We start from the raw sequence: 22,169 nt of genomic DNA, 5'->3' as shown, positions 1-22,169 counted from the left end.
GGGTCCTACTTTTCCTTGGCGAGGGCGGCGTCCATCTTCTGTGCGAGGTCCTCTGCCACCTGGTCGACGGGCTTCGACCCGTCGAAGGCGCTCGGCAGCAGGGTGGTCTCGAGGGTGTTCCAGGCGGCCGTGTTCTTCGACACCGGCAGCGGCTTCGCGTAGTCCACCGCGTCGAGGAACACCTGCAGGTCGGCGTCGGGCATCGTCTTCGTGAAGGCACTCTGCGTGCCCTCGTACGCCGGGATGACCGCACCCATGTCGCCCTGCTGCTGCTGGGCCGTCTTGCCCGCGAGGTAGACCTGCAGCGCCTGGGCGGCTGCCTTGTCCTTGCTCGCCTCGGACACGACGTTCGAGACCCCGTGGATGACGGTCGCCTGCTCCTTGCCCTTGGGCAGCGGGTAGGCGACGACGTCCTTCTCGAGCTCGGTGCCGGTCAGCGCGGAGCGGAACCAACTGCCGCCCTGGTACATCGCGAGCTTGCCCGAGGTGAACCACTGGTCGGCCGTGGTGTCGGTGAGCTGCTTGATCGAGGGCGATGCCCCCGAGTCGATCAGGTCGGTCCAGAACTGCAGGCCGTCCTCGGAGGCCTTCGTGGCGTACTCGGACTCGGTGCCGTCCGCGTTCACGACCGATCCCCCGGCCTGCAGGATGGTGTTGTAGTACGTCGTCTGGCCGTCCATGCCACCGGCTGCGCCGTAGGCGCCCTTCGCCTGCAGCTTCTCGGACAGCTCGGCGCCGGTCCGCTGGAAGTCGTCCCAGGTCCAGTCCTTGGACGGCAGGTCCATGCCGGCCTGCTCGAACAGCGACTTGTTCACCCAGACGCCGATGGTGTCGAAGTCCTTCGGTACGCCGTACTGGGTGTCGTCGTACGTGTACAGGTCGTTGAGTGCGCTCGAGTACTTCGACGCGTCGATGTCACCCGACTCGACCTCGCCGGTGATCGGCGCGAGCTTGCCGTTGGCCGCGTACAGCTGGAAGTTCGGGCCGTTCATCCAGAACAGGTCGGGCAGGGTGTTGCTCGAGCCCTGGGTCTGCAGCTTCGTCCAGTAGTTGGCGAACGGCGTGACGTCGACGCTCACCTTGATGTCCGGGTACTCCTCGTTGAAGCCCTTCAGGTTGGCCTTGATGGCCTTGACCTGGTTCTCGTCCCAGACGGCGTAGGTCAGGGACGCCTTGGTGTCCTTCGGCGCGGCTTCGTAGTCGCCACCGGAGCCGGACGCTCCGGACGACGAGGAGCAGCCGGCCAGGAGTGCGGCCGCGCCGAGTGCGGCGACGGCGCCGAGGAGGACGCGGCGCACGCCGGTTCCTCGGGTGGGCATGTGTGCGGTCATCGGGGTGTCCTTTCGCACGGCCGTCAGGAACCGACGGTCTGGGCGGGATGCGGGGTGGAGGGGGCGGAGCGGGTGAAGTGCGCGATGGTGTCGGCCGGCAGTGGGGGGACGTCGATGGGGACGGACCCGTTGCGGAGCGAGCGCGTGGCCAGCGCGCCGGCGGCGACCGCGGCACGGGCCGCGATCGGGGAGAGCTCCGACGGTTCGCCGAACGCGACGGACCGCAGGAACTCGGTCATGGTGAGCAGGTCGGCATCGGCGTGACCGTCCTCGACGCCGTCGATCGGGTACTCGCGGTCCCCCGCGGTGTCCCAACCCCGGCGGTGCGTCCAGACCTTCACGACGCCACCACCGGTGTCACCGATGTTCTCGAGGCGTCCTTCGGTGCCGATGACGGTGTAGTTCCGCCAGTAGTCCGGGGTGAAGTGGCACTGCTCGTAGCTGGCCTGCACCCCGTTGTCGAGCGTCATCATCACCATCGAGACGTCCTCGACGTCGACGACGGGGTTCAGCCCGGTCTGGGCGAGCGGCGGCCAGTTGTCGTGGGAGAACCAGTCCCCCATGAGCTCGCCGCTGCGGTCGCGCCGGTCGGTGACGTCGCCGTAGACCGACAGCGAGCCCATCCCGACGACCCGGGCGGTGTCACCCCCGCCGAGCGCGTGGATGACGTCGAGGTCGTGGCTCGCCTTCTGCAGGAGCAGGGAGTTCACCTTGCTGCGGTCGGCGTGCCAGTCCTTGAAGTAGTAGTCGCCCCCGTTGCCGACGAAGTGCCGGCACCAGACGGCCTTGACCTGACCGATCTCGCCGCGGTCGACGATCTCGCGCATCAGGCGGACGACGGCGGCGTGCCGGAAGTTGTGCCCGACGTACAGCGGCGTCCCGGTCTCCGCCGCGGTGTTCAGGACGGCGTCGGCGTCCTCGACCGTGATGGCCAGCGGCTTCTCGAGGTAGACGGCGATGCCCGCGCGGAGCAGGTCGATCGCGATCTCGGCGTGGGTCCAGTCCGGCGTGGTGACGATGGCCGCGTCGACGTGACCGGTGAGGTCACGGTGGTGTTCGACCACCAGGGCGTCCGGGTACTCGTCGTGCCCGCGGGCCCGGCCGGCCGCGGTGACGTCCGCGACGGCCACGACCCGGGCCTGCAGCGACGGGTCGTCGGCCGTTGCCTCGGTCACGTGCCGCGCGATGGCGGACCGCTGGCCCATCCCGATCACCGCGACGCGGAGTCCTGCGTTGTCAGCGCCCATGCTCATCGCTCCCTTGCGTGAATGTGACGCCCATGATGCCGAATCGATCATGAATGCACAATAGGCGCTCACAGATCGCTCACGCATCCGTGCCGGGGAGGGTTTTACACGATCGAAACGTCCGGACCGTTCCGGGGTGGTCGCAGGGGGCGCTCAGTCAGCGACGACGAGCTCCACGCCTGCGCTGGCCAGGTCGGCGGCGAACGAGGCCGGCACCGGCTGGTCGGTGACCAGGACGTCGATGCGGTCGAGCGGGCAGATCCGGGCGAAGGTCGACCGCTCGATCTTGGTCGAGTCGGCGACCACGACGACCCGTCGCCCGACCGAGGCGAAGTGGCGGCTGACCTCGGCCTCGCCCTCGTGCATGGTCGTCGCGCCGTACTGGCCGGTGAGCCCGTCGACACCGAGCACCACGAGGTCGAGGGCGAACTCGTCGAGGGTGTCCCTGACGAGCGGCCCGACGAGCTCGTAGGACTGCCGCCGCGCCACACCACCGGTGACCACGATCTTCACGTTGGCGCGGACGGACAGCTCGTACCCGACATTCAGGGCGTTCGTCACGATCGTGATGCCGAACTCGCCGTCGGCGCGGATGAACCGCTCGCTCTTGCCGAGTTCACGCGCGACCTCGGTCGTGGTCGTCCCGCCGTTGAGCCCGACGGTCTCCCCCGGCTGCACCAACCGGGCGGCCGCGCGGGCGATCGCCGTCTTGGCCTCGGCCTGCCGGGCGATCTTGTACTGCAGCGGGAGCTCGTACCCGGCCCCGAGTGCTGCCGCTCCCCCGTGCGTGCGCGTGACGAGCCGCTGGTCGGCGAGGGTCGCGAGGTCACGGCGAGCCGTCGCGGCGGAGATCCCGAGCAGCTCCCCGATCTCGGCGATCGACACGTTGCCGCGTTCACTCACCAGTTCGAGCAGGGCGTTCAGCCGCTGTTGGGGGGTCATGACGGTCATCCTACGGCGTCACCACCGTCGCCCGGTGATCGGAAATGACGTTTTGCCCTTCCCTTGCGCACGATCGCTCGCTACGCTTCCTGATCATCGATCACCCGGATCGATCCGGACCCGGAAGGCCCCCATGACCGACACCTTCGTGAGCGCTGAACTGGCCTCGCAGCCGGAGACCTGGCGGGCAGCCGCCGCGCTCCTGCCGACCTTCGCCGATGCGCTCCCCCAGCCGGGCGAACGCGTGGCCGTGATCGGCTGCGGCACGAGCTGGTTCATCGCCATGAGCTACGCCGTCGCCCGTGAGCAGGCGGGCCTCGGCGTGACCGATGCCTTCGCCGGGTCCGAGTACCCCGCGTCCCGCGAGTACGACCGCGTGCTCATGATCAGCCGCTCGGGCACGACGACCGAGATCGTCGACCTGCTGCAGGCCCTGCCGTCGCAGCGGACCGTCCTGATCACGGCCGTCGCCGACAGCCCCGCCGCGGCCGTCGCCGACCAGGTGATCGCCCTGCCGTTCGCCGACGAGCGCTCGGTCGTCCAGACCCGCTTCGCCACCACGACGCTCGCACTGCTGCGGGCCTCCATCGGTGACGACGTCGACGCGCTCGCAGACCAGGCCGAGACCGCACTGACGGTGCCCATCGACGACCTGCTCGACGCCGAGCAGGTCTCGTTCGTCGGTCGTGGGTCCGCCGTCGGCCTGACGTTCGAAGCCGCGCTCAAGACGCGTGAGGCCGCACAGTTCTGGGCCGAGTCCTACCCGGCGATGGACTACCGGCACGGTCCCATCGCGATCGCCCAGCCCGGACGGCTCGTCTGGTCGCTCGGTACTGCGCCCGACGGACTGGCCGACGAGGTCGCCGCCACCGGCGCCCGCTTCGTCCACCACGACCTCGACCCGATCGCCGGACTCGTCGTCGTGCACCGGTTCGCCGTCGCCCTGGCCGAGGGACGCGGGCTCGACCCGGACAACCCCCGGTCGCTCACCCGGTCGGTCATCCTCACCTGATGGGCGGCGCAGGCGCGGTGCTCGGGGTCGACGTCGGCGGCACGGGCATCAAGACCCGGCTGACGACCGCCGACGGACTCGTCCTCGACGAGACCCGGGTACCGACGCCGCGCGACGACCCGGGCGCCGAGCGCCTCGCCTCCGTCGTCGCCGGACTGGCCGCACAGGCCACGCGACGGGCGCAGCTCGGAGCCGTCGGGGTGGTGACCCCCGGCGTCGTCGACGAGACCCGCGGCACCGTGGACCTGTCCGTCAACCTCGGGTGGCGCGACGTCCCGGTGCGTGACCTCGTCCGCGCCGAGCTCCTGCGGCAGGGGATCGACGTACCGATCGCCTTCGGCCACGACGTCCGCGCCGGCGCCCTGGCCGAGGTCCGGGCCGGCGATCCGGCGCTCTCGCGGGGGTCGGTCTCGTTCGTGCCGGTCGGCACCGGCCTCGCGAGCGCCCTGGTGGTCGACGGCGCCGTCGTGTCCGGCGGTGGCTGGGCGGGGGAGATCGGACAGGTCCGGATCCAGGCCGGTCCGCACGTGGGCCACCGCGTCGAGGAGATCGCGTCCGCCGGGGGAGTCGCACGTCGTTCCGGCGTGCCGACCGCTCACGCCGCCATGCTCCTGGTCCGCCAGGGCGACCCCGCTGCCCGTGCGGTCTGGGACGACTGCGTCGCGGTCCTGGCCGACGCACTCGCCTGGACCACCGCGGTCGCCGGGGTCCACACCATCATCGTCGGCGGGGGACTCGCGGAGTCGGGCCCGCTCCTGCTCGACCCGCTGCGCGACGCCGTCTCGGAGCGTCTGCAGGGCGTCCGTGTCCCCGTCATCGTCCCCGCCCGGCACGGCGACGCAGCCGGCGCCATCGGAGCGGGGCTCCTCGCACGCGCGCTGCTCGAGACCGAGACCGGGGTCCTGCTGTGACCACCCTCGTCCGGGCCCATCGCATCGTCACGGCCCAGGCAGACCTGCACGACGGCTGGCTCGTCATCGGTGACGACGACACCGTTCTGGCGACCGGCACCGGGTCCCCGATGCGCACGGACACCGCCGTCACCGTCGACGGTGTGGTCGTGCCCGGGTTCGTCGACCTGCACGCCCACGGGGCGCTCGGGCACGACTTCGCCAGGTGCTCCGCCGAGGATGCCCGTGTCGCCGCCGGGCACCACCGGTCACGGGGCACGACCACCCTGGTCGGGTCCATCGCCACGGGCGAGCGCGCGGACACCGTGGCGGCCCTCACCCGGCTCCGGCCACTCGTCGCGGACGGCACGCTCGCCGGGCTGCACCTGGAGGGGCCGTGGCTCGCGCCCGCCCGTCGCGGGGCGCACCGCGTGGACCTGCTGCACGCTCCGGACCCCGCCGAGGTCGACGCCTACTGCGACGCCGCGGGTGGCGCCCTGCGGATCGTCACGCTCGCGCCGGAGCTCCCGGGTGCACTCGAGGCCGTCGCCCGTTTCGTCGAAGCCGGGGTCGTCGTCGCCATCGGCCACACCGACGCCACCGCCGAGCAGACCCGCCGCGCGGTCGACGCCGGAGCCTCGCTCGTCACCCACCTGTTCAACGGGATGCCCCCGCTGCACCACCGTGCGCCCGGGCCGGTCGGGGTCGCGCTCTCCGACGACCGCGTGCTGCTCGAGTGCATCGTCGACGGCCACCACCTCGATCCCGTGACGGTCACCCTCGTGCAGCGCAGTGCTCCGGGCCGGATGGTCCTGGTCTCCGACGCCATGGCTGCGACCGGCTGCCCCGACGGCACGTACTCGGTGGCCGGATCGGCGGTGACCGTCCGCGACGGGCTCGCCGTGCTCGCCGACGGTTCGTCGCTGGCGGGCAGCACGATCACGGTCGCCGACGCCGTCCGCCGCCTGCTCGACGCCGGGACCGCCCTGCCCGAGGTCGTCGCGGCGTCCGCGGGGCGTGCGGCACGCCTGCTCGGGGCCCCGGCACCGCTCAGCGTGGGCGCCCCCGCCGACCTGGTCGTGCTCGACCCGGACCACGGCAGCGTCCGAGCCCTGCCGACGGCGGTGGTCGCATGATCCTCGTCGTCACCCCGAACCCGGCCGTCGACGTGACCTACCGGGTCGCCGAACAGCGCATCGGCGAGACCCAGCGCGTGCTCGAGGTCCAGCGGCGCCCCGGCGGCAAGGGCCTCAACGTCGGGCGGGTCCTCGCCGCCACCGGCGTGCCGACCCATGCCGTGCTGCCCCTCGGCGGCGACGGCGGACGCTGGATCGCCCACGCCCTCGACGGCCTCGGGCTCATCCACACCGACGTCGCCGTCCGTGGCGAGACCCGCACGACCGTGACGGTGGTGGACGACCTCGCCCACCCGACGATGTTCGGCGAGCCCGGACCCGTGCTCAGCCCCGACGAGTGGGACACGGTCACCGCAGCGGTCGAGACACTGCTCGACGGCGATGTCGGCCGTACTGGCGGTGCCGGCGGTGCCGGCGGCGCCGTCGGTGCCGCCGGTGCCCCGCCCGCAGCCGCCCTGGTCGTGTCGGGCTCGCTGCCCCGCGACTCCGATCCCGCGGTCGTCGCCCGCTGGGTCACCGCCGCTCGCCACCGCGGTGTGCTCTCGGTGGTCGACTGCTCGGGCACCGCGCTGCTGGCGGCCGCCTCGGCCGGGGCGACGGTCTGCAAGCCCAACCGCGAGGAACTGCTCGAGGCCACGGGCACCGACGACGAGCGCTCCGGGGCACTCCGGCTCCTCGGACTCGGCGCGACAGTCGTCGTCGTGTCCCGCGGATCCGACGGCATCGCCGCCCACACCGCCGAGCACGTGCTCGAGGTGCCGGCGGTCCCCGGAGTCTCGGGCAACCCGACCGGCGCCGGTGACGCAGCCACCGCCGGCCTCGTCGGTGTCCTCGTCGAGGTGCTCGTCGGTGCCGGTCTCCCCTCGTCCGACGGCAGCGTCCGGGCCCTCGACGACGCCACCCTGCTCCGAGCCCTGCGGTCCGCCGCCGCACACGGGGCCGCGGCCGTCCTCCAGCCGGTGGCCGGCGCGGTCGACCCGGCAGACGTCCACCGCTTCCTGTCCACCCCGCCCGCTCCCGCCCACGACCGAACGAGGACCCCCGCATGATCACCGACCTCGCCCTCACCGGCCTGCTCGACACCGCCCGCACGGCACGCCGCGGGGTCGGTGCGTTCAACGTGGTGCTGCTCGAGCACGCCGAGGCGATCGTCTCCGGCGCCGAGCTGGCCGGGCTGCCGGTGATCCTGCAGATCAGCGAGAACTGCGTCCGGTACCACGGCGGCCTCGCACCGATCACGACCGCGACGCAGGCGGTCGCACGTGCCGCCGACGTCGAGGTCCTCGTGCACCTCGACCACATCGAGGACCCCGAGCTGGTGGCGGCCGGCGTCGACCTGGGCGTCGACTCGGTCATGTACGACGGTTCGCACCTGGACTTCGCCGCCAACGTGGCAGCGACCCGCGAGCTCGCCGCGCGGTGTCACGCCGCGGGTGTCGCGATCGAGGCCGAGCTCGGCGAGGTCGGCGGCAAGGACGGCGTGCACGCGCCCGGCGTCCGCACCGATCCGACCGACGCCGCCGCGTTCGTGGCGGACACCGGGGTCGATGCCCTGGCGGTCGCGGTGGGGACCTCGCACGCGATGCAGACCCGCGAGGCCTCGGTGGACCGCGACCTGGTCGAGCGCCTCCGTGCCGCGGTGCCGGTGCCGCTCGTGCTGCACGGGTCCTCGGGCCTGTCCGACGACGAACTCCGCGGCGCCGTGCACGCGGGGATGACGAAGATCAACATCTCGACGCACCTGAACGGCCTCTTCACCCGTGCGCTCCGCACCGTGCTCGACGAGCGGCCGGACGTCGTCGACCCGCGCAAGTACGTGTCGGCGGGCCGGGACGCCATCGCCACCGAGACGGCGCGACTGCTGACGCTCCTGCACGCCTGACGCGCGAGCGGAGCAGACGAAGCGAACGAGCAGCGCGACCGCGACGCTCAGCAGAGCGGGACGTTCACCGCGAGCCCGCCCATCGCGGTCTCCTTGTACTTCGACGACATGTCCGCCCCGGTCTGCCGCATCGTCTCGACGACCTGGTCGAGCGACACGTGGTGCACCCCGTCGCCGCGCAGGGCCATCCGGGCGGCGTTGATCGCCTTGTTCGCCGCGATCGCGTTCCGCTCGATGCACGGGATCTGCACCAGACCGCCGATCGGGTCGCAGGTCAGCCCGAGGTTGTGCTCCATCGCGATCTCGGCGGCGTTCTCGACCTGCTCCGGCGTGCCCCCGAGGACCTCGGCGAGCCCCGCAGCCGCCATCGACGCCGCGGATCCGACCTCGCCCTGGCAGCCGACCTCGGCGCCGGAGATCGACGCCCGTTCCTTGTAGATCGACCCGATCGCCCCGGCGGTGAGCAGGAACCGCACGACGGCGTCGTCCCGTTCGGCGGCGGGGGCGTCGGCGACCGTGGGCACGTAGGTGAGCGCGTAGTACAGGACCGCGGGGATGATGCCGGCTGCGCCGTTCGTCGGGGCGGTGACGACGCGGCCTCCGGTGGCGTTCTCCTCGTTGACCGCCATGGCGACGAGGTTCACCCACTCCATCGCGAAGAGCGGGTCGTGGTCGGGGTCTTCGCGGGTGAGCTGCTCGTGCCAGGTGGCCGCGCGACGGCGGACGTCGAGCCCACCGGGCAGGCACCCACCTCTGCGGACGGAACGGTCGACGCACGACTCCATGACGCCGTGGATGCCCAGCAGTCCGGACCGGATCTCGGCGTCCGTCCGGGTGACGGCCTCGTTCGCCAGGGCGACGCCGCTGATCGGCAGGCCTGAACCGGCACACGCGGCGAGCAGCTCGGCGCCGCTCGAGAACGGGTGGGGCACGGCGTCGTCGACCGGGATCGCGGCACCGGCGACGGCAGCCGACGCGTCCGCCGCGGGCTCGGCTGCCTCGTCCCGCGCGATGAACCCGCCACCGATCGAGTAGTAGGTCTCGTCGGCCAGATCGGTCCCGTTGGCGTCACGGGCACGCAGCCGCATGGCGTTCGGGTGCCGGGGGAGCATCGTCAGGGGGTGCAGGACGATGTCGGCGAGGCGGAACGGCACGCTCGCACCGCCGTCGAGCCGCAGGACACCGTTGCGTTCCACGGCGTCGAGCGCGAGGACCATGGCATCGGGGTCGACGGTCTCCGGGTGTGACCCCATGAGCCCGGCGACCACGGCACCGGGGGTGCCGTGACCCTGGCCGGTCGACGCGAGGGACCCGTACAGGTCGACCACCACGGACGTGACGGGCAGGCCACGGACGAGGGTGGCGAACTCGGCACCGGCCCGCATCGGGCCGACGGTGTGCGAGCTCGAGGGGCCGACACCGACGCTGAACAGATCGAAGACGGAGACCGGCACGCCGCCACACTAACCCGTCCGGACGGACCGGTGCTCAGCGCCGCGACCCCGACCGCTCAGCGCCGCCGACCACCCTCGGGCGGCATCACGAACCACAGCACGACGTACGCGATCCACAGCGGCCCGGGGAAGAAGCTCAGGATGACCCAGACCACCCGGACCAGGGTGCGCGACAGGTTGAAGCGGTCGGCGAGACCGGCGCAGACGCCGGCCAGCAGACGACCGTTGCGGGGACGGGAGAGTGTGCTCATACCGACGACGCTACGCAACGCCGCCGGTCGCGCGCATCCGGGACGCACCCCGAGCGTGGTGGGGGAAACCCCCGGACCGGCCCTGAGCGGCGCTGGGATCAGGGGATGAGGACGATCTTGCCGCGGGTGTGGCCCTGCTCGAGCTCCTCGAAGGCGTCCTGCACGCGGTCGAGTGGGTAGGTCGCGGCGACGGGCACCTCGATCGCGCCGTTCGCGACCTCGAGGGCGAGCGCCCCGAGGATCTCCGGGTCGGCGGTGTCCGCGCTGCCCGAGGCCTTCGCCCCGACCTCGGCGGCCTCGTCGAACGCGATGATCGTCTCGATGCGGTCGACCGGCACCCCGAGGGCGATGCCGAGCCGGACGTACTCGGCACCGTGGGTGTCGATCACGGCGTCGACGCCGTTCGTCGCGAGTTCGGTGATGCGCTCCTGCAGCCCGTCGCCGTACGCGACCGGCCGTGCACGCTTGGAACGGAGCCACTCGTGGTTCGCCTCGGACGCGACGGCGATGACGTCGATGCCCTCGTTCGCGAGCAGCTGGGTGACGAAGCCGCCGACCCCGCCCGCGGCGCCGGACACCACGACGGTCTCGCCCGGACGCGGATCGACCGCGCGGACGGCTGCGGCCGCGGTGGTCGCGATGACGTCGAGGCCACCCGCCACGGTCCAGTCGAGCAGGCGTGGCTTCTGGACGACCTGGACGGCCGGCACCGAGACGTACTCGGCCTGGCTCGCGCGATCCCACGACCAGCCGATGACCTCTTCGCCCTCGTCGACGCCGTCGACCTCGGCCCCGACGGCCACCACGATGCCGGCGAAGTCGGTGCCCTGCCCGGACGGCAGGTCGCCGCCGAACGCGCCCTGGCGGATGGCGGACTCACCGGGGTTGATGCCCGCGGCGCGGACGCGGACGAGCACCCGCCCGGGCGTCACCTCGGGAACGGGCACCTCGGCGACGTGCAGGACCGATCGGTCACCCCACTCGTCGAAGCGGACAGCGCGCATGGTCTCCGGGATCTCAGTCATCGGCACCGACGCTACCCCGGCGCGCGGCACCCGGTCTGCGTGGACCGCTCCATCCCTGCGAGGACGCGAAACGGAGAGGGTGCGAGACTGGGGGCATGCCCATCCTGAACAAGGACATGCAGGTCTGCATGTCGCTGGCCGCGCGACCGAGCAACATCGGCACCCGGTTCCACAACTACCTGTACGACGAGCTCGGCCTCAACTTCCTGTACAAGGCGTTCACCACGACCGACCTGCCCGGCGCCGTCGCCGGCATCCGTGCGCTCGGGATCCGCGGTTGCTCCGTGTCGATGCCCTTCAAGGAGGCGATCATCCCGCTGGTCGACCACATCGAGGACTCCGCCGCCGCGATCCAGTCGGTCAACACGGTCGTGAACGACGACGGCGTGCTCACCGCGTCGAACACCGACTACGAGGCGATCGCCGCCCTGCTCGGGTCCCACGAGGTCGACCCGGCTTCGCGCGTGCTGCTCCGCGGCTCGGGCGGCATGGCCAAGGCCGTCACGGCGGCGTTCCGCGGTGCCGGCTTCGACCGGTTGACGGTCGTCGCCCGCAACGAGCAGACCGGCCCGGCCCTCGCATCGCAGTACGGGTACGACTGGGTGGCCGACGAGCACGAGGCGGGGGAGACCGACCTGGTCGTCAACGTCACCCCGCTCGGCATGCGCGGCGACCAGCAGGACGCACTCGCCTTCGCGCCGGAACGGATCGAGGCAGCGCACACCGTCTTCGACGTGGTCGCGTTCCCGTCGGAGACCCCGCTCGTGCGGGCAGGCCGGGACGCCGGCAAGCACGTCATCACCGGCGCCGAGGTCATCGCCCTGCAGGCGGCGCGCCAGTTCGAGCGGTACACGGGCGTCGCCCTGACCGACGACCAGGTGGCGCGGGCCAGCGAGTTCTCGCGCGCCGAGTAGTCGACGCACCCACAGGGCGGACGGGAGGTGGGCCCCACCCTCCGGTTCCGGCGTGACGCGCCAGCGGCACGACGGCCGTGACGGGAGGGACGTGGCGGCACCGCCACGGGCCTCCCGTCCGTCTCGTGGGACGTCTCAGGCGTTGGCCGCGCGCCCGACGGCCACCCACTCGAGGCGGCGGAGCGTCTCGCGGTTGCGGATCCAGATGAGCGGCTGCATGAGGAAGTCGGGCACGTACGAACCCGGCCCGGCCACCGCGTTCTCGGTGATCGTGACCTTGCTGCCGTGCCGGTGCGGTTCGACCGTCAGTTCGACGCGGGCTTCGCCGATGGGCCAGCCCTTCGGCTGGATGACCATGCGGTGCGGCGGCTCCCACACCAGCGACGTCGTGACGTCGTTGATGACGATCGGCCACGCGCCGAACGAGTGGTGCAGGTGGGTACCGACCTGCGGCCAGCCGGACTCCTCCTTGCGCATGCGCGAGGCCCCGACCACCCAGGTCGTGTAGAGCCACCCGTCGCCGAGCACGTCGAAGACGGCTTCGGGACGGCAGTGCAGGATGCGGACGTTCTTCGCCATGGTGATCAGCCTTCCGGGGTGAGGTCGACGTCCTCCGGCAGGCCGAAGGTGTGCCGGAGTGCGCTCTTCGCCGCGTGCCACCCGGCCATCCCGTGCACGCCGGGGCCGGGCGCGGAGGACTCGGAGCACAGGTACATGCCGCCGCCCATCCGCCACGGGTCGCTGGACAGGACGGGGCGCTTGACGAGCTGCCAGAAGCTCGCGGCACCGGCGGCGATGTCGCCACCGACGTAGTTCGGGTTGTACTCGCCCATCTGCACGGCGGTGCGGGAGCTCGACGACAGGATCGTGTCGCGGAACCCCGGCGCGAACCGCTCGATCTGGCGGGTGACGGCCTCGGTCGGGTCGACGTCCGACCCCGCGGGGACGTGCGCGTAGGCCCAGAAGACGTGCTTGCCGGCCGGGGCCCGGGTCGGGTCCACCACGGTCGGCTCCGCCCCGAGCACGTAGGGGCGCTCGGCGTGCTGCCCGTGCGCCACCGCCCGTTCCGCCGCCGCGATCTCCTGGCGGGTCCCGCCGATGTGGACGGTCCCGGCCTTCCGCAGCGACTCGTTGGTCCACGGCACCGGGTCGGACAGCGCGAAGTCGACCTTCGCCGCCGCGTTGCCGAACCGGAAGCGACGCAGCGCACCGCGCTTCGGGGTCGGGATCTGCTTGCCCGCGATCCGGAGCATGCCCGGCACGCTCGTGTCGAACAGCACCGCCTTCGCCGGGGTGAGGTCACCGAGCGACCGGACCTCCTGCCCGGTGACGATGCGGCCGCCGTGCGCGACGAGGTCGGCGGCGAGCGCGTCGACGATCGCCTGGCTGCCGCCGATCGGCACCGGCCAGCCGCGGGCGTGCGCGTACGAGCCGAGCGACAGTGCCGCCGCCGCGGTGGACAGGGACGGCAGGTGCTGGATCGAGTGCGCGGCGACGCCGGACACCATCGCCGGGGCGGCCTCACCGCGGAAGCGCAGGTTCCACGCGGCGGTGCCCTGCTCGAGCGCCCGCAGGCCGAAGCGCAGGACGGTCAGGGGGTGCCGCGGCACGTGCAGCAGCGCGTCGGTCGCGAAGTCGGCGACCTGGTCGGCGTTCTCCGCCAGCGGGGCCATCAGCTGCTTGAAGGCCGGCCCGTCCACCCCGAGCTCGGCGGCGGTGCGGTCGAGGTCCTGGTAGGCGATGCCGGCGCGGCCGCCGTCGAGCGGGTGGCCGTACTGCACCTCGGGCAGGCGGAGTTCGATGCGCTCCTCCATCCGGAACAGCCGGAAGAACTCCGACTGCAGGGCCATCGGGTGCACGGCGGAGCAGACGTCGTGCAGGAAGCCGGGCAGGGTGAGCTCGGCCGTGCGGGCGCCGCCGCCGATCGTGTCGTTCCGTTCGACGACCTCGACCGACAGTCCGGCGCGTGCGAGCGTCACCGCTGCCGCGAGCCCGTTCGGTCCCGCTCCGACGACCACCGCATCAACCATGCACCGAGCCTAGGGACTCGTGACTGCGTGTGGTGTCGGTCAGGTGCGCGAGGTGTCGGGATCGGCCGGGTCCGACTCGTCCTGGTCACCGTCGGCGTCGTCGGGCTCGTCGGCGTCGACCGGGGTCGATCCGACGGGGTGCTCGGCGAGCAACTCGGCGAAGTCCTCGTCGAGCATCTGCTGCAGTCGGTCGTCACGGCCGATCTCGTAGTCGTCCGCGGGGCGCTGGGCCCAGCCGAGGCGCCCGACGACGGTGGTGCCGATGTCGTCCCAGGCGCGCGCCCGCGCGGCGAGCACGATGCCGTCGACGAAGTGCTGGTCGTCGCGCCGCTTGTCGAGCATGGTGGCGAGCTGCTCGTACGTGGCCTCGCGCATCCGGAGCTTCAGGTCGTCGCCCCGCCGGTAGTCGTGCTGGTGGCGGGAACGGCCCTTCTGCTTGCTCGAGGTGGAGCGGATCTCCCGCATGCGTGCGGCGTCGCCCCGCTGTTCCTCGGCCATGCGGTGGAGTTCCTCGCGCGTGGCCTCGGCGATGAGCGCGTGGTCGAAGTACCCCTGGTCACGCAGGGCGTTCGTGATGATGCGGTTGGCCACCGCGATGGTGACGGCGGCCTTCGCGATGAGGAAGCCCTCGTCGACCGCCCGCTTCAGTTCGACCTGGCTGATGGGTCGATCGCGCACGTCGGGGTTGCGTCGTCCGAACAAGGCCATGCTCCGACGATACCGGCGACCGGTGTCGGTCGGCCTGCACGACGGCGACGGGCGTCAGAGCAGCAGGCCGTACACCGCGACGTCGACACGCTCGGGGCCGAGGGGCAGCGCGCCGCGCAGGGTGCCCTCGTGCGCGAAGCCGAGCCGCTCGGCGAGCCCCCGGCTCCGCGCGTTGTCGACCGCCGTCCGGATCTCCATCCGTGCGGACCCGCGCGCCCGGGCGACCCCGATGAGCACGGTGGCGGCCCGCCGGACGACACCACGGCCCTCCTGTCCGGCGTCCACCCAGTAGCCGAGCGATGCCTGGCCCAGGTACGGATCGAACGTCAGCGCGGCCACCCCGACGATGCGGTCGTCCGCGCGGATGACGCAGGGCAGCGCGCGGTCCATCGCGAACTGACCGAGCAGCCGCTCGGTGTGCAGGGCGATGGCCTCGCGGGTCTGGGGGTCCCAGGCCCAGGGCTCGGCGGCCCGCAGACGATCGGTGTTGGCGTGCACGAGTGCGAGCACCGGGTCGACCGTCGTCAGGTCGCGCAGCGTCAGCGTGTAGCCGTCACCGAGGTCGCGTCCGAACGTCGTCACCGTCCAGACACTAGGCACTCCTGCCTGTCACTCGTACCGGAGCGCCTCGATCGGGTTCTGCCGTGCCGCTCGTCGTGCCGGCAGGGTGCCCGCCAGGAACGCGATGAACATCACGACGAGGATGATCGTGGCGACGGAGCCCGGCGCGAACTGCATGATCTGCAGCCCCGGCAGGTCCTTGAGGAGCGTGCCGGCCAGGACGTTCGAGATCCCGGTGCCGAGCAGGATCGCGACCCCGGCGCCGATGGCACTGCCGAGGAACCCGATGAACACCGCCTCGAGCGAGAACAGCGTGTAGACCTTGCCGCCGCCCATGCCCATCGCCTTCATCAGGCCGATCTCGCGGGTGCGCTCCTGCACGCTCATGAGCAGGGTGTTGATGATGCCGAAGCCGGCGGCGACGAGCGCGATCACGGCGAAGGCGTTCAGGACCCCGACGATGCCGCTGATGACGGTCTGGAACTGGCCGAGCTGGTCCTGGATGGTCTGACCGAGGAACCCGTCGTCGGCCAGGGACTTCTTGACCGTGGTGACGGAGGCGTCGGCGTCGAGCGTCGCGGTGGCGCTGGCGTAGGACGTCGCGATCGAGTCGGGCTTGCCGATCTCCTGCGCGGCCTGCATGGCGTCGGTCAACGCGGCGTTCGCCCCCGCACCGCTGCCGAACAGCGACTCGTTCTGCACCCCGACGACTGTGGCGGTGAGCGTGTGCGGCTTGCCCTGGTAGTCGTCGACGGCGATCGTGAGCTCCTTGCCGACGGCGGCCGAGGCGCTGCCGAGGCCCATGTTCTTCAGGTAGTCGGTCGGCAGCATCACCTGGTTGGCGTCGGTCTCGTCGTCGAGCTGCTTGCCGCTCGCCAGGTCGGCGTCGAGCTCGCCGGCGTTGGCCGTGAGCGACACGACGTACTTGCCCTTGTCCCCGTACTCGGCGTACTTCGGTGCGAGGGCGACCGCGGGGCGGAGGCTCTTGATGCCGTCCGTCTTCTTGATCGCGTCGACGTCGGACTGCGACAGGTACGAGAACGACGCCGGGCCGCGGTCGACGCTCTGGCCGGACTCGTCCGGGTCGTACTTCGCCGGGCCGCTGCCGGTCGAGGTGCTGTCGACCGCCTTCGTGATGGTCAGCGAACCGGTGTCACCGATCGAGGAGACCTGGCTGTCGATGTAGTTGCTGACGCCCGTGCCGATGGCCGAGGTCAGGGTGATCGTGAAGGCGCCGATGAAGATCGCGATGACGGTCAGGGTCGTGCGCAGCTTCGAGCGGAAGGTGTTCGAGACCGCGGTGCGCAGGAGGTCGAGGAAGTTCATGCGGAGTGCCTTCCGTGCGTGGCAGACGCGTCGACCACGTCATCGGGTCCGCCGACGATCAGGCCGTCGCGGACGTTCACGCTGCGGTCGCAGCGCGCGGCGAGCTCTTCGTCGTGCGTGACCACGACGAGCGTGATCCCCCGCTCGCGCTGCAGCCCGAACAGCATGTCCTCGACCACCTGTCCGGTGTTCGTGTCGAGGTTGCCGGTCGGCTCGTCGGCGAAGATCACGCTCGGCTCGCCGACCAGCGCCCGGGCGATGACCACGCGCTGCTTCTGGCCGCCGGACAGGTCGTTGGCGTCGTTCTTCGCCTTGTCGGCCAGCCCGAGCGCATCGAGCGCCGCCATGCCCCGGCGCTTCCGCTCGGCTCCGGAGACACCGGCGATCTTGAGCGGGAGCACGACGTTGTCGAGCACCGAGGTCTTCGGCGTGAGGAAGAACTGCTGGAACACGAACCCGAAGGTGCTGTTCCGGGTTCGGTTGACCTGCCGCGCACCGAGCGTCGCCGCGTCGGTGCCGTCGAGCAGCACCTGTCCGGCCGACGGCTTGTCGAGCAGTGCGAGCAGGTGCATCAGCGTCGACTTGCCGGAGCCGGACTTGCCGACGATCGCCAGGCTCTCGCCCTGGTGCACCGCCAGCGACACCCCCTTGAGCGCGTCGAACCGCGTCGCGCCGCGGCCGTAGGTCCTGGCGAGGTCACGGGCCTCGAGCACGGGAGTGGTCATGGGTTCACCGTAGTGTCCGGTGCACGAGTGCAAGTTTGCGTTTGCTGTAGATCATGTGACGTTCCGGTTACAGTCGGGCTCATGCCCGACTCCGCGACGCCGTCAGAACTCGGTCTCCGTGACCGCAAGCGCATCGAGACCCGCAACCGCATCGCCGAGGCGGCTCGGTCCCTGGCCCTCGAGCAGGGCGTCGACGGCACCACGATCGAGCAGATCGCCGCGCGGGCCGACGTCTCCCCGCGGACGTTCTTCAACTACTTCGAGAGCAAGGAGGACGCGGTCCTCGGGCACACCGAGCTCGACCTCGAACCCGCCACCCTCGAGGCGCACCTGGCGACCGTCTCGGGGGAGCCGGCGGCGCAGGCAGTCGTGGACCTGGCGTTCCTGGTGTTCGGGTCGTCGTTCGGCGACGAGCACGAGCGGCTCGAGCGCAAGGCCGTGATCGTGCGGTTCCCGCAGCTGATGCGTCGGCAGGTCGCGCGGATGACCACCGTTGCCGAGGCGATGACCGGCGCCGTGCGCACGATCCTCGAACGCGACCCGGCCTGGGGCCCGGAAGCCGCGACCCCGCAGGCGGCCGAGATGCTCCTCGGCATGTGCATGACGGGGCTGCGCAGTGCCGCTCGGCACGAGGGTTCCGACCCGGAGCAGGTGCGGGCGGCGGTGGTCGCGTCGATCCGCGACACGGCTGCGCGCATCGCCGCGGCCTGAGACGCGACCACGAACGGACGGGAGGTGGGCCCCACCAGCCGGTACCGGCGCACCGCGCCAGCGGGGTGACGGCCGTGCCTGGAGGTGGGCCCCACCAGCCGGTACCGGCACACCGCGCCAGCGGGGTGACGGCCGTGCCTGGAGGTGGGCCCCACCAGCCGGTACCGGCACACCGCGCCAGCGGGGTGACGGCCGTGCCTGGAGGGACGGTGCCGGCTGGCACCGCGCCTCCCGTCCGTCGGTGGGAACGTCGAGAACGGTCAGGGCTTCGTGATGAAGCCCTCCTTGACCATCCAGTCGAAGGCGACGTCGGCCGGCTCACGCCCCTCGACGTCGACCTGACGGTTGAGTTCCTGCAGCACCGCGTCCGTGAGCTTCGGCGAGATCTGGTCGTAGATCCCCTCGAGCTGCGGGTACTCCTTGAGCGTCTTCGAGTCGATGACGGGCGCGACGTTGTACGCCGGGAAGAAGCCCTTGTCGTCCTCGAGCACCGTGAGCCCGAGCGACTTGATGCGGCCGTCGGTGGTGAAGACCTCACCGAAGTTGCACTTGCCGCGGTCGGTGGCCGTGTAGACCGTGCCGGTGTCGAGGATGCTCACGTTGCTGCTCGGCACCCCGTTCGACCCCGAACCGCCGAGCTCCAAGCCGTACTTCTTGAGCATCGGCTTGAAGCCGTCGGCACGGGAGTTGAACTCCGACTCCACGCAGAACGTGCGCTGGTCGACCGGCAGCTTGGTGATGTCGGAGAGCGTCTTGACGTCCCCGAGCTCCTTGACGGCCTCGTTGCGGACGGCGAACGCGTACGTGTTGTTCATCGGCGCCGGCTCGAGCCAGGTCAGTCCGTTGCCGGCGTCCTCCTTCTTCACCGCCGTCCACTGCTCGGTCTTGTCCGGGATCCCCTTCGTGTGACCCATGAAGGTCAGCCAGGCGGTACCGGTGTACTCGTACGTGAAGTCGGCGGCGTGCGAGGTCATCAGCTCACGGACCGCGACGCTGCCGGGCACGTTCGTCTCGTCGGTGACGTCGAACCCGGCGGCCTTGGCGGCGAGCACGGCGATCTTGCCGAGCACGAGCTGCTCGGTGAAGTTCTTCGACGTCACGGTGATGTGGGCGCCGGCCGGCAGGTCGTCGATGCGCTGGATGGAGCCGGCGCCGGCCTCGGGCACGAACGACGTCGCGGGCTGCAGGCCGCACCCGGTCAGGACGAGGGCGGTGGCACCGGCGACGAACGCGGCGGCTCCGACCCGGGTGCGGGTGCGGCGGGTGCTGCGTGTGCGGCGGGTCATCGGAGTCCCTTCGGTCGTGCGACCGTCTCGACCACGCGGCCGAGCCAGTCGATGGAGAGGGCGAGCAGGGCGACGAGCAGGGCCCCGGCGACGAGCACCTTCGGCAGGAACAGCGTCACGCCCGTCGTGATGAGCAGACCGAGTCCGCCCGCACCGACGAAGGTGGCCAGGCTCGCCGTGCCGACGAGCAGCACGAGGGCGGTCCGGATGCCCGAGAGCATCACGGGCACCGCGAGCGGCAGTTCGACGCGCATCAGCACGCTGAAGGCGCTCATGCCCATGCCGCGACCGGCCTCGACCAGGCGGTCGTCGACGCTCTGCACGCCGATCATGGTGTTCCGGAGCACCGGCAGGATCGCGTAGAGCACGAGTGCGATGACGGCGGACGAGCTGTTCAGGCCGAGCCAGGCGGCGAGCAGCACGATGAGGCCGACGGCCGGGGCCGCCTGCCCGAAGTTCGCGACGGCGAGCACGTACGGGCTCGCCCGGCGCAGCGGCCCGCGGGTGAGCACGACGCCCAGCGGGATGCCGATCACGAGCACCAGGACCGTCGACTGCAGGGTCAGCACGAGGTGCTGGCCGGTCAGGGCCAGGATGTCCGCCGGGTTGAGCGTCGTGCGCTCCGTCGGGGTCAGGTCCGCCGTCGCGAGCCACACCGCGAAGCCGGCCAGGACGACCAGGATCGCGATCGGCTGGAACAGCAGGCCCTTCCACGAGGTGCGTGCACCGGTGGCGGGGCCGGCGACGGCGACTGCGCTCACAGGTCTTCTCCGGTGGGCATCGCCGACACCGGTGACGACGGCATGGTCTCGATCGGGTTCGTGTTGGTGCCGACCGGCGTGTAGGCCTGGTCTCCGGCGGCGGTCGCGCGGGAGCGGGTGATCGCCTCCATCACGGTCTCGACGGTGATCACGCCGCGGAACGCGTCACGACGACCGGTGACGAGTGCGGCTCCGGCGCTCGAGACGAGCATGGTGTCGAGCGCGTCGTTGAGGGTCGCGGCCTCGCCCACGACGGGCAGGCCGGGCTCGACGCCGTCGGGGATGCGGTCGAGACGCTCGAGCTGGCGGCGCGACGGCCACCCGATCGGACGCTGGCGGTGGTCGACGACGACGGCGTGCTGGTGCCCGCCGGCCTCGTTCATCCGCTGCAGCACGGCCTTGACCTCTTCGCCGGGGGAGCACGTCACGGCCGACTCGACCTCGACGTCGCGCACGCGGTTCAGCGTGAGCTGCTTCAGGCCCGCACCGGAACCGATGAAGTTCTCGACGAACTCGTTCGCCGGCTCGGCCAGGATCCGCTCCGGGGTGTCGTACTGCACGATGTGCGCACCCTCGGTGAAAATGACGATCCAGTCGCCGAGCTTCACGGCCTCGTCGAAGTCGTGCGTGACGATGACGATCGTCTTGTGCAGTTCCTCCTGGATCCGCAGGAGCTCGTCCTGCAGGCGCTGGCGGGTGATCGGGTCGACCGCACCGAACGGCTCGTCCATGAGCAGGACGGGCGGGTCCGCCGCGAGCGCACGGGCCACGCCGACGCGCTGCTGCTGCCCACCGGAGAGTTCGCGGGGGAACCGGTCGCGGTAGGTGTCGGGGTCGAGCGAGACCAGGTCGAGCAGCTCGTCGACGCGCGCCGCGATCTTCTCCTTCGACCAGCCGAGCATCTTCGGCACGATCGCGATGTTCGCCGCGACCGTCATGTGCGGGAAGAGACCGCCGGCCTGGATCACGTAGCCCATGCGGCGGCGGAGCTCGTCACCGTCGATGCCCGTGACGTCGTCGTCGCCGACGACGATCCGGCCCTGCGTGGGCTCGATCAGGCGGTTGATCATCTTGAGGGTCGTCGTCTTGCCGCAGCCGGACGGGCCGACGAGCATGACGATCTTGCCGGCCGGGATCTCGAGCGTGATGCCGTCGACGGCGGGCTTCGACTGCCCGGGGTACCGCTTGGTGACCTCGTCGAGCAGGATGCTGCGCCCGGTGACGTCCCCGTCGGGCGCGGTGGTGGTGGCGGAGTCAGTGCTGGACACGGATACCTCTCGAGATGGTCAGGCGGCCGAGGCCGATGAGGAGCAGGTCGAGGACCAGGGCGAGCAGGACGACGCCGACCACCCCGACCACGACGGAGAACAGGGCGTTGGCGCCGCCGAGGCGGGACAGCCCGGAGAAGATGAAGCCGCCGAGCCCGGGGCCGAGCGCGTACGCGGCGATGGCGGCGATGCCCATCACCATCTGCGCGGCCACGCGCACGCCGCTCAGGATGATCGGCCAGGCCATCGGCAGTTCGACCTGCAGCAGGGTGCGGAACCGGCTCATGCCGATGCCGCGCGCCGACTCGACGACTGCAGGCGGGATCTCGGCGAGACCGACGACCGCGTTGCGCAGGATCGGCAGCGCGGCGAAGAAGACGACCGTCACGACCGACGGCAGGACGCCGAACCCGAGCGGGACGATGAGCAGGCCGATGACGGCGAACGACGGCAGGGTCAGGCCGATGGCCGACACCCCGTTCGCGAACGCGGTCAGGCGCGGGCTGCGGTAGACGAGTGTGGCGAGCACCACGGCGATGACCGTGGCGAGGACGACGCACTGGACGACCAGTGAGAAGTGCTGCCACGATGCGAACCAGATCTGGCTCCATCGCTCCACGACGTACTGGAACACGGGTGGGCGCTCCCCTTCCGGTCGGCTGAACTGCCCACAGATCGGGGCACGAGCTCGGCCAAAGCTATGCAACAG

General features: G+C 71.4%; 23 protein-coding genes. 7 read left to right on the top strand and 16 right to left on the bottom strand.

What is annotated here, in order from left to right; translation table 11 throughout:
• Positions 1-5 precede the first annotated feature (5 nt).
• The 3 genes from DEJ00_RS04190 to DEJ00_RS04180 form a co-directional block, all read right to left on the bottom strand.
• The gene (locus DEJ00_RS04190) at positions 6-1,331 is read right to left on the bottom strand and encodes a sugar ABC transporter substrate-binding protein (RefSeq protein ID WP_111056522.1); all 1,326 of its coding nucleotides are present in this window, start codon (positions 1,329-1,331) and stop codon (positions 6-8) included.
• 23 nt (positions 1,332-1,354) lie between these two features.
• Positions 1,355-2,584 carry a Gfo/Idh/MocA family protein gene (locus tag DEJ00_RS04185; protein ID WP_111056521.1) on the bottom strand — a complete coding sequence of 410 codons (1,230 nt, stop codon included), beginning with the start codon at positions 2,582-2,584 and terminating at the stop codon, positions 1,355-1,357.
• A 147-nt stretch (positions 2,585-2,731) separates the two neighbouring features.
• Positions 2,732-3,520, bottom strand: coding sequence for a DeoR/GlpR family DNA-binding transcription regulator (locus DEJ00_RS04180; RefSeq protein ID WP_027466817.1), 789 nt, complete (start codon positions 3,518-3,520; stop codon positions 2,732-2,734).
• Between the two features lie 133 nt (positions 3,521-3,653).
• Between DEJ00_RS04180 and DEJ00_RS04175 the strand changes: the two genes are divergently transcribed.
• From DEJ00_RS04175 to DEJ00_RS04155, 5 genes are read left to right on the top strand one after another with little or no spacing between them, the layout of a single operon-like run.
• Positions 3,654-4,532 carry an SIS domain-containing protein gene (locus DEJ00_RS04175; protein WP_111056520.1) on the top strand — a complete coding sequence of 293 codons (879 nt, stop codon included), beginning with the start codon at positions 3,654-3,656 and terminating at the stop codon, positions 4,530-4,532.
• Positions 4,532-5,443 carry an ROK family protein gene (locus DEJ00_RS04170; RefSeq protein ID WP_111056519.1) on the top strand — a complete coding sequence of 304 codons (912 nt, stop codon included), beginning with the start codon at positions 4,532-4,534 and terminating at the stop codon, positions 5,441-5,443. The genes DEJ00_RS04175 and DEJ00_RS04170 overlap by 1 nt, the downstream gene beginning before the upstream one ends.
• Positions 5,440-6,558: an N-acetylglucosamine-6-phosphate deacetylase gene (gene nagA / locus DEJ00_RS04165; RefSeq protein ID WP_111056518.1), complete on the top strand. Its 1,119-nt coding sequence runs from the start codon at positions 5,440-5,442 to the stop codon at positions 6,556-6,558. Before DEJ00_RS04170 ends, nagA begins: the two co-directional genes overlap by 4 nt.
• Positions 6,555-7,607: a 1-phosphofructokinase family hexose kinase gene (locus tag DEJ00_RS04160; RefSeq protein ID WP_111056517.1), complete on the top strand. Its 1,053-nt coding sequence runs from the start codon at positions 6,555-6,557 to the stop codon at positions 7,605-7,607. Before nagA ends, DEJ00_RS04160 begins: the two co-directional genes overlap by 4 nt.
• Positions 7,604-8,440, top strand: a complete 837-nt coding sequence (locus DEJ00_RS04155; RefSeq protein WP_111056516.1) for a class II fructose-bisphosphate aldolase — start codon at positions 7,604-7,606, stop codon at positions 8,438-8,440. The genes DEJ00_RS04160 and DEJ00_RS04155 overlap by 4 nt, the downstream gene beginning before the upstream one ends.
• 47 nt (positions 8,441-8,487) lie before the next feature.
• On the opposite strand, the gene DEJ00_RS04150 is transcribed toward DEJ00_RS04155, so the two are convergent.
• The 3 genes from DEJ00_RS04150 to DEJ00_RS04140 form a co-directional block, all read right to left on the bottom strand.
• A complete protein-coding gene (locus DEJ00_RS04150) occupies positions 8,488-9,894 on the bottom strand; it encodes an L-serine ammonia-lyase (protein ID WP_111056515.1) in 1,407 nt (468 codons plus the stop codon).
• Positions 9,895-9,950: 56 nt separating this feature from the next.
• The gene (locus DEJ00_RS04145; RefSeq protein ID WP_027466823.1) at positions 9,951-10,145 is read right to left on the bottom strand and encodes a PspC domain-containing protein; all 195 of its coding nucleotides are present in this window, start codon (positions 10,143-10,145) and stop codon (positions 9,951-9,953) included.
• Between the two features lie 98 nt (positions 10,146-10,243).
• Positions 10,244-11,170, bottom strand: a complete 927-nt coding sequence (locus tag DEJ00_RS04140; protein ID WP_232749124.1) for an NADP-dependent oxidoreductase — start codon at positions 11,168-11,170, stop codon at positions 10,244-10,246.
• Between the two features lie 95 nt (positions 11,171-11,265).
• Between DEJ00_RS04140 and DEJ00_RS04135 the strand changes: the two genes are divergently transcribed.
• Positions 11,266-12,084, top strand: a complete 819-nt coding sequence (locus DEJ00_RS04135; RefSeq protein WP_111056514.1) for a shikimate 5-dehydrogenase — start codon at positions 11,266-11,268, stop codon at positions 12,082-12,084.
• Positions 12,085-12,219: 135 nt separating this feature from the next.
• On the opposite strand, the gene DEJ00_RS04130 is transcribed toward DEJ00_RS04135, so the two are convergent.
• Genes DEJ00_RS04130 through DEJ00_RS04105 form a run of 6 tightly spaced genes read right to left on the bottom strand, consistent with a single transcriptional unit; the run spans position 12,220 to position 17,434 of the window.
• Positions 12,220-12,663 carry an SRPBCC family protein gene (locus tag DEJ00_RS04130; RefSeq protein ID WP_027466826.1) on the bottom strand — a complete coding sequence of 148 codons (444 nt, stop codon included), beginning with the start codon at positions 12,661-12,663 and terminating at the stop codon, positions 12,220-12,222.
• Positions 12,664-12,668: 5 nt separating this feature from the next.
• Positions 12,669-14,114, bottom strand: coding sequence for an NAD(P)/FAD-dependent oxidoreductase (locus tag DEJ00_RS04125; RefSeq protein ID WP_111056513.1), 1,446 nt, complete (start codon positions 14,112-14,114; stop codon positions 12,669-12,671).
• 39 nt (positions 14,115-14,153) lie between these two features.
• Positions 14,154-14,822 carry a hypothetical protein gene (locus tag DEJ00_RS04120; RefSeq protein ID WP_027466829.1) on the bottom strand — a complete coding sequence of 223 codons (669 nt, stop codon included), beginning with the start codon at positions 14,820-14,822 and terminating at the stop codon, positions 14,154-14,156.
• A 54-nt stretch (positions 14,823-14,876) separates the two neighbouring features.
• Positions 14,877-15,404 (bottom strand): GNAT family N-acetyltransferase, encoded by a 528-nt coding sequence (locus DEJ00_RS04115; protein WP_181440083.1) that lies wholly within the window; start codon positions 15,402-15,404, stop codon positions 14,877-14,879.
• Positions 15,405-15,431: 27 nt separating this feature from the next.
• Positions 15,432-16,709, bottom strand: coding sequence for an ABC transporter permease (locus DEJ00_RS04110; RefSeq protein ID WP_111056511.1), 1,278 nt, complete (start codon positions 16,707-16,709; stop codon positions 15,432-15,434).
• The gene (locus DEJ00_RS04105; RefSeq protein ID WP_051597014.1) at positions 16,706-17,434 is read right to left on the bottom strand and encodes an ABC transporter ATP-binding protein; all 729 of its coding nucleotides are present in this window, start codon (positions 17,432-17,434) and stop codon (positions 16,706-16,708) included. Before DEJ00_RS04105 ends, DEJ00_RS04110 begins: the two co-directional genes overlap by 4 nt.
• Positions 17,435-17,515: 81 nt before the next feature.
• Here DEJ00_RS04105 and DEJ00_RS04100 point away from each other — a divergent pair, with 81 nt between their 5' ends.
• Positions 17,516-18,145 carry a TetR/AcrR family transcriptional regulator gene (locus DEJ00_RS04100; protein WP_111056510.1) on the top strand — a complete coding sequence of 210 codons (630 nt, stop codon included), beginning with the start codon at positions 17,516-17,518 and terminating at the stop codon, positions 18,143-18,145.
• Positions 18,146-18,405: 260 nt separating this feature from the next.
• Here the strand turns inward: DEJ00_RS04100 and DEJ00_RS04095 are convergent, their stop codons facing one another.
• The 4 genes from DEJ00_RS04095 to DEJ00_RS04080 are packed head-to-tail and all read right to left on the bottom strand — an operon-like array spanning position 18,406 to position 22,094.
• On the bottom strand, positions 18,406-19,431 hold the full coding sequence (locus DEJ00_RS04095) for a glycine betaine ABC transporter substrate-binding protein (RefSeq protein ID WP_071406245.1): 1,026 nt from the start codon (positions 19,429-19,431) through the stop codon (positions 18,406-18,408).
• A complete protein-coding gene (locus tag DEJ00_RS04090) occupies positions 19,428-20,192 on the bottom strand; it encodes an ABC transporter permease (protein WP_111056509.1) in 765 nt (254 codons plus the stop codon). Before DEJ00_RS04090 ends, DEJ00_RS04095 begins: the two co-directional genes overlap by 4 nt.
• Complete coding sequence (locus tag DEJ00_RS04085) at positions 20,189-21,460, bottom strand: ABC transporter ATP-binding protein (protein ID WP_017887899.1); 1,272 nt, start codon at positions 21,458-21,460, stop codon at positions 20,189-20,191. The genes DEJ00_RS04090 and DEJ00_RS04085 overlap by 4 nt, the downstream gene beginning before the upstream one ends.
• Positions 21,447-22,094, bottom strand: a complete 648-nt coding sequence (locus DEJ00_RS04080) for an ABC transporter permease (RefSeq protein ID WP_027466835.1) — start codon at positions 22,092-22,094, stop codon at positions 21,447-21,449. The genes DEJ00_RS04085 and DEJ00_RS04080 overlap by 14 nt, the downstream gene beginning before the upstream one ends.
• Positions 22,095-22,169: the final 75 nt, after the last annotated feature.

This window comes from Curtobacterium sp. MCLR17_039 (assembly GCF_003234745.1).
Taxonomy (GTDB): domain Bacteria; phylum Actinomycetota; class Actinomycetes; order Actinomycetales; family Microbacteriaceae; genus Curtobacterium; species Curtobacterium flaccumfaciens.
This window is presented reverse-complemented; position numbering and strand designations above follow the sequence as displayed.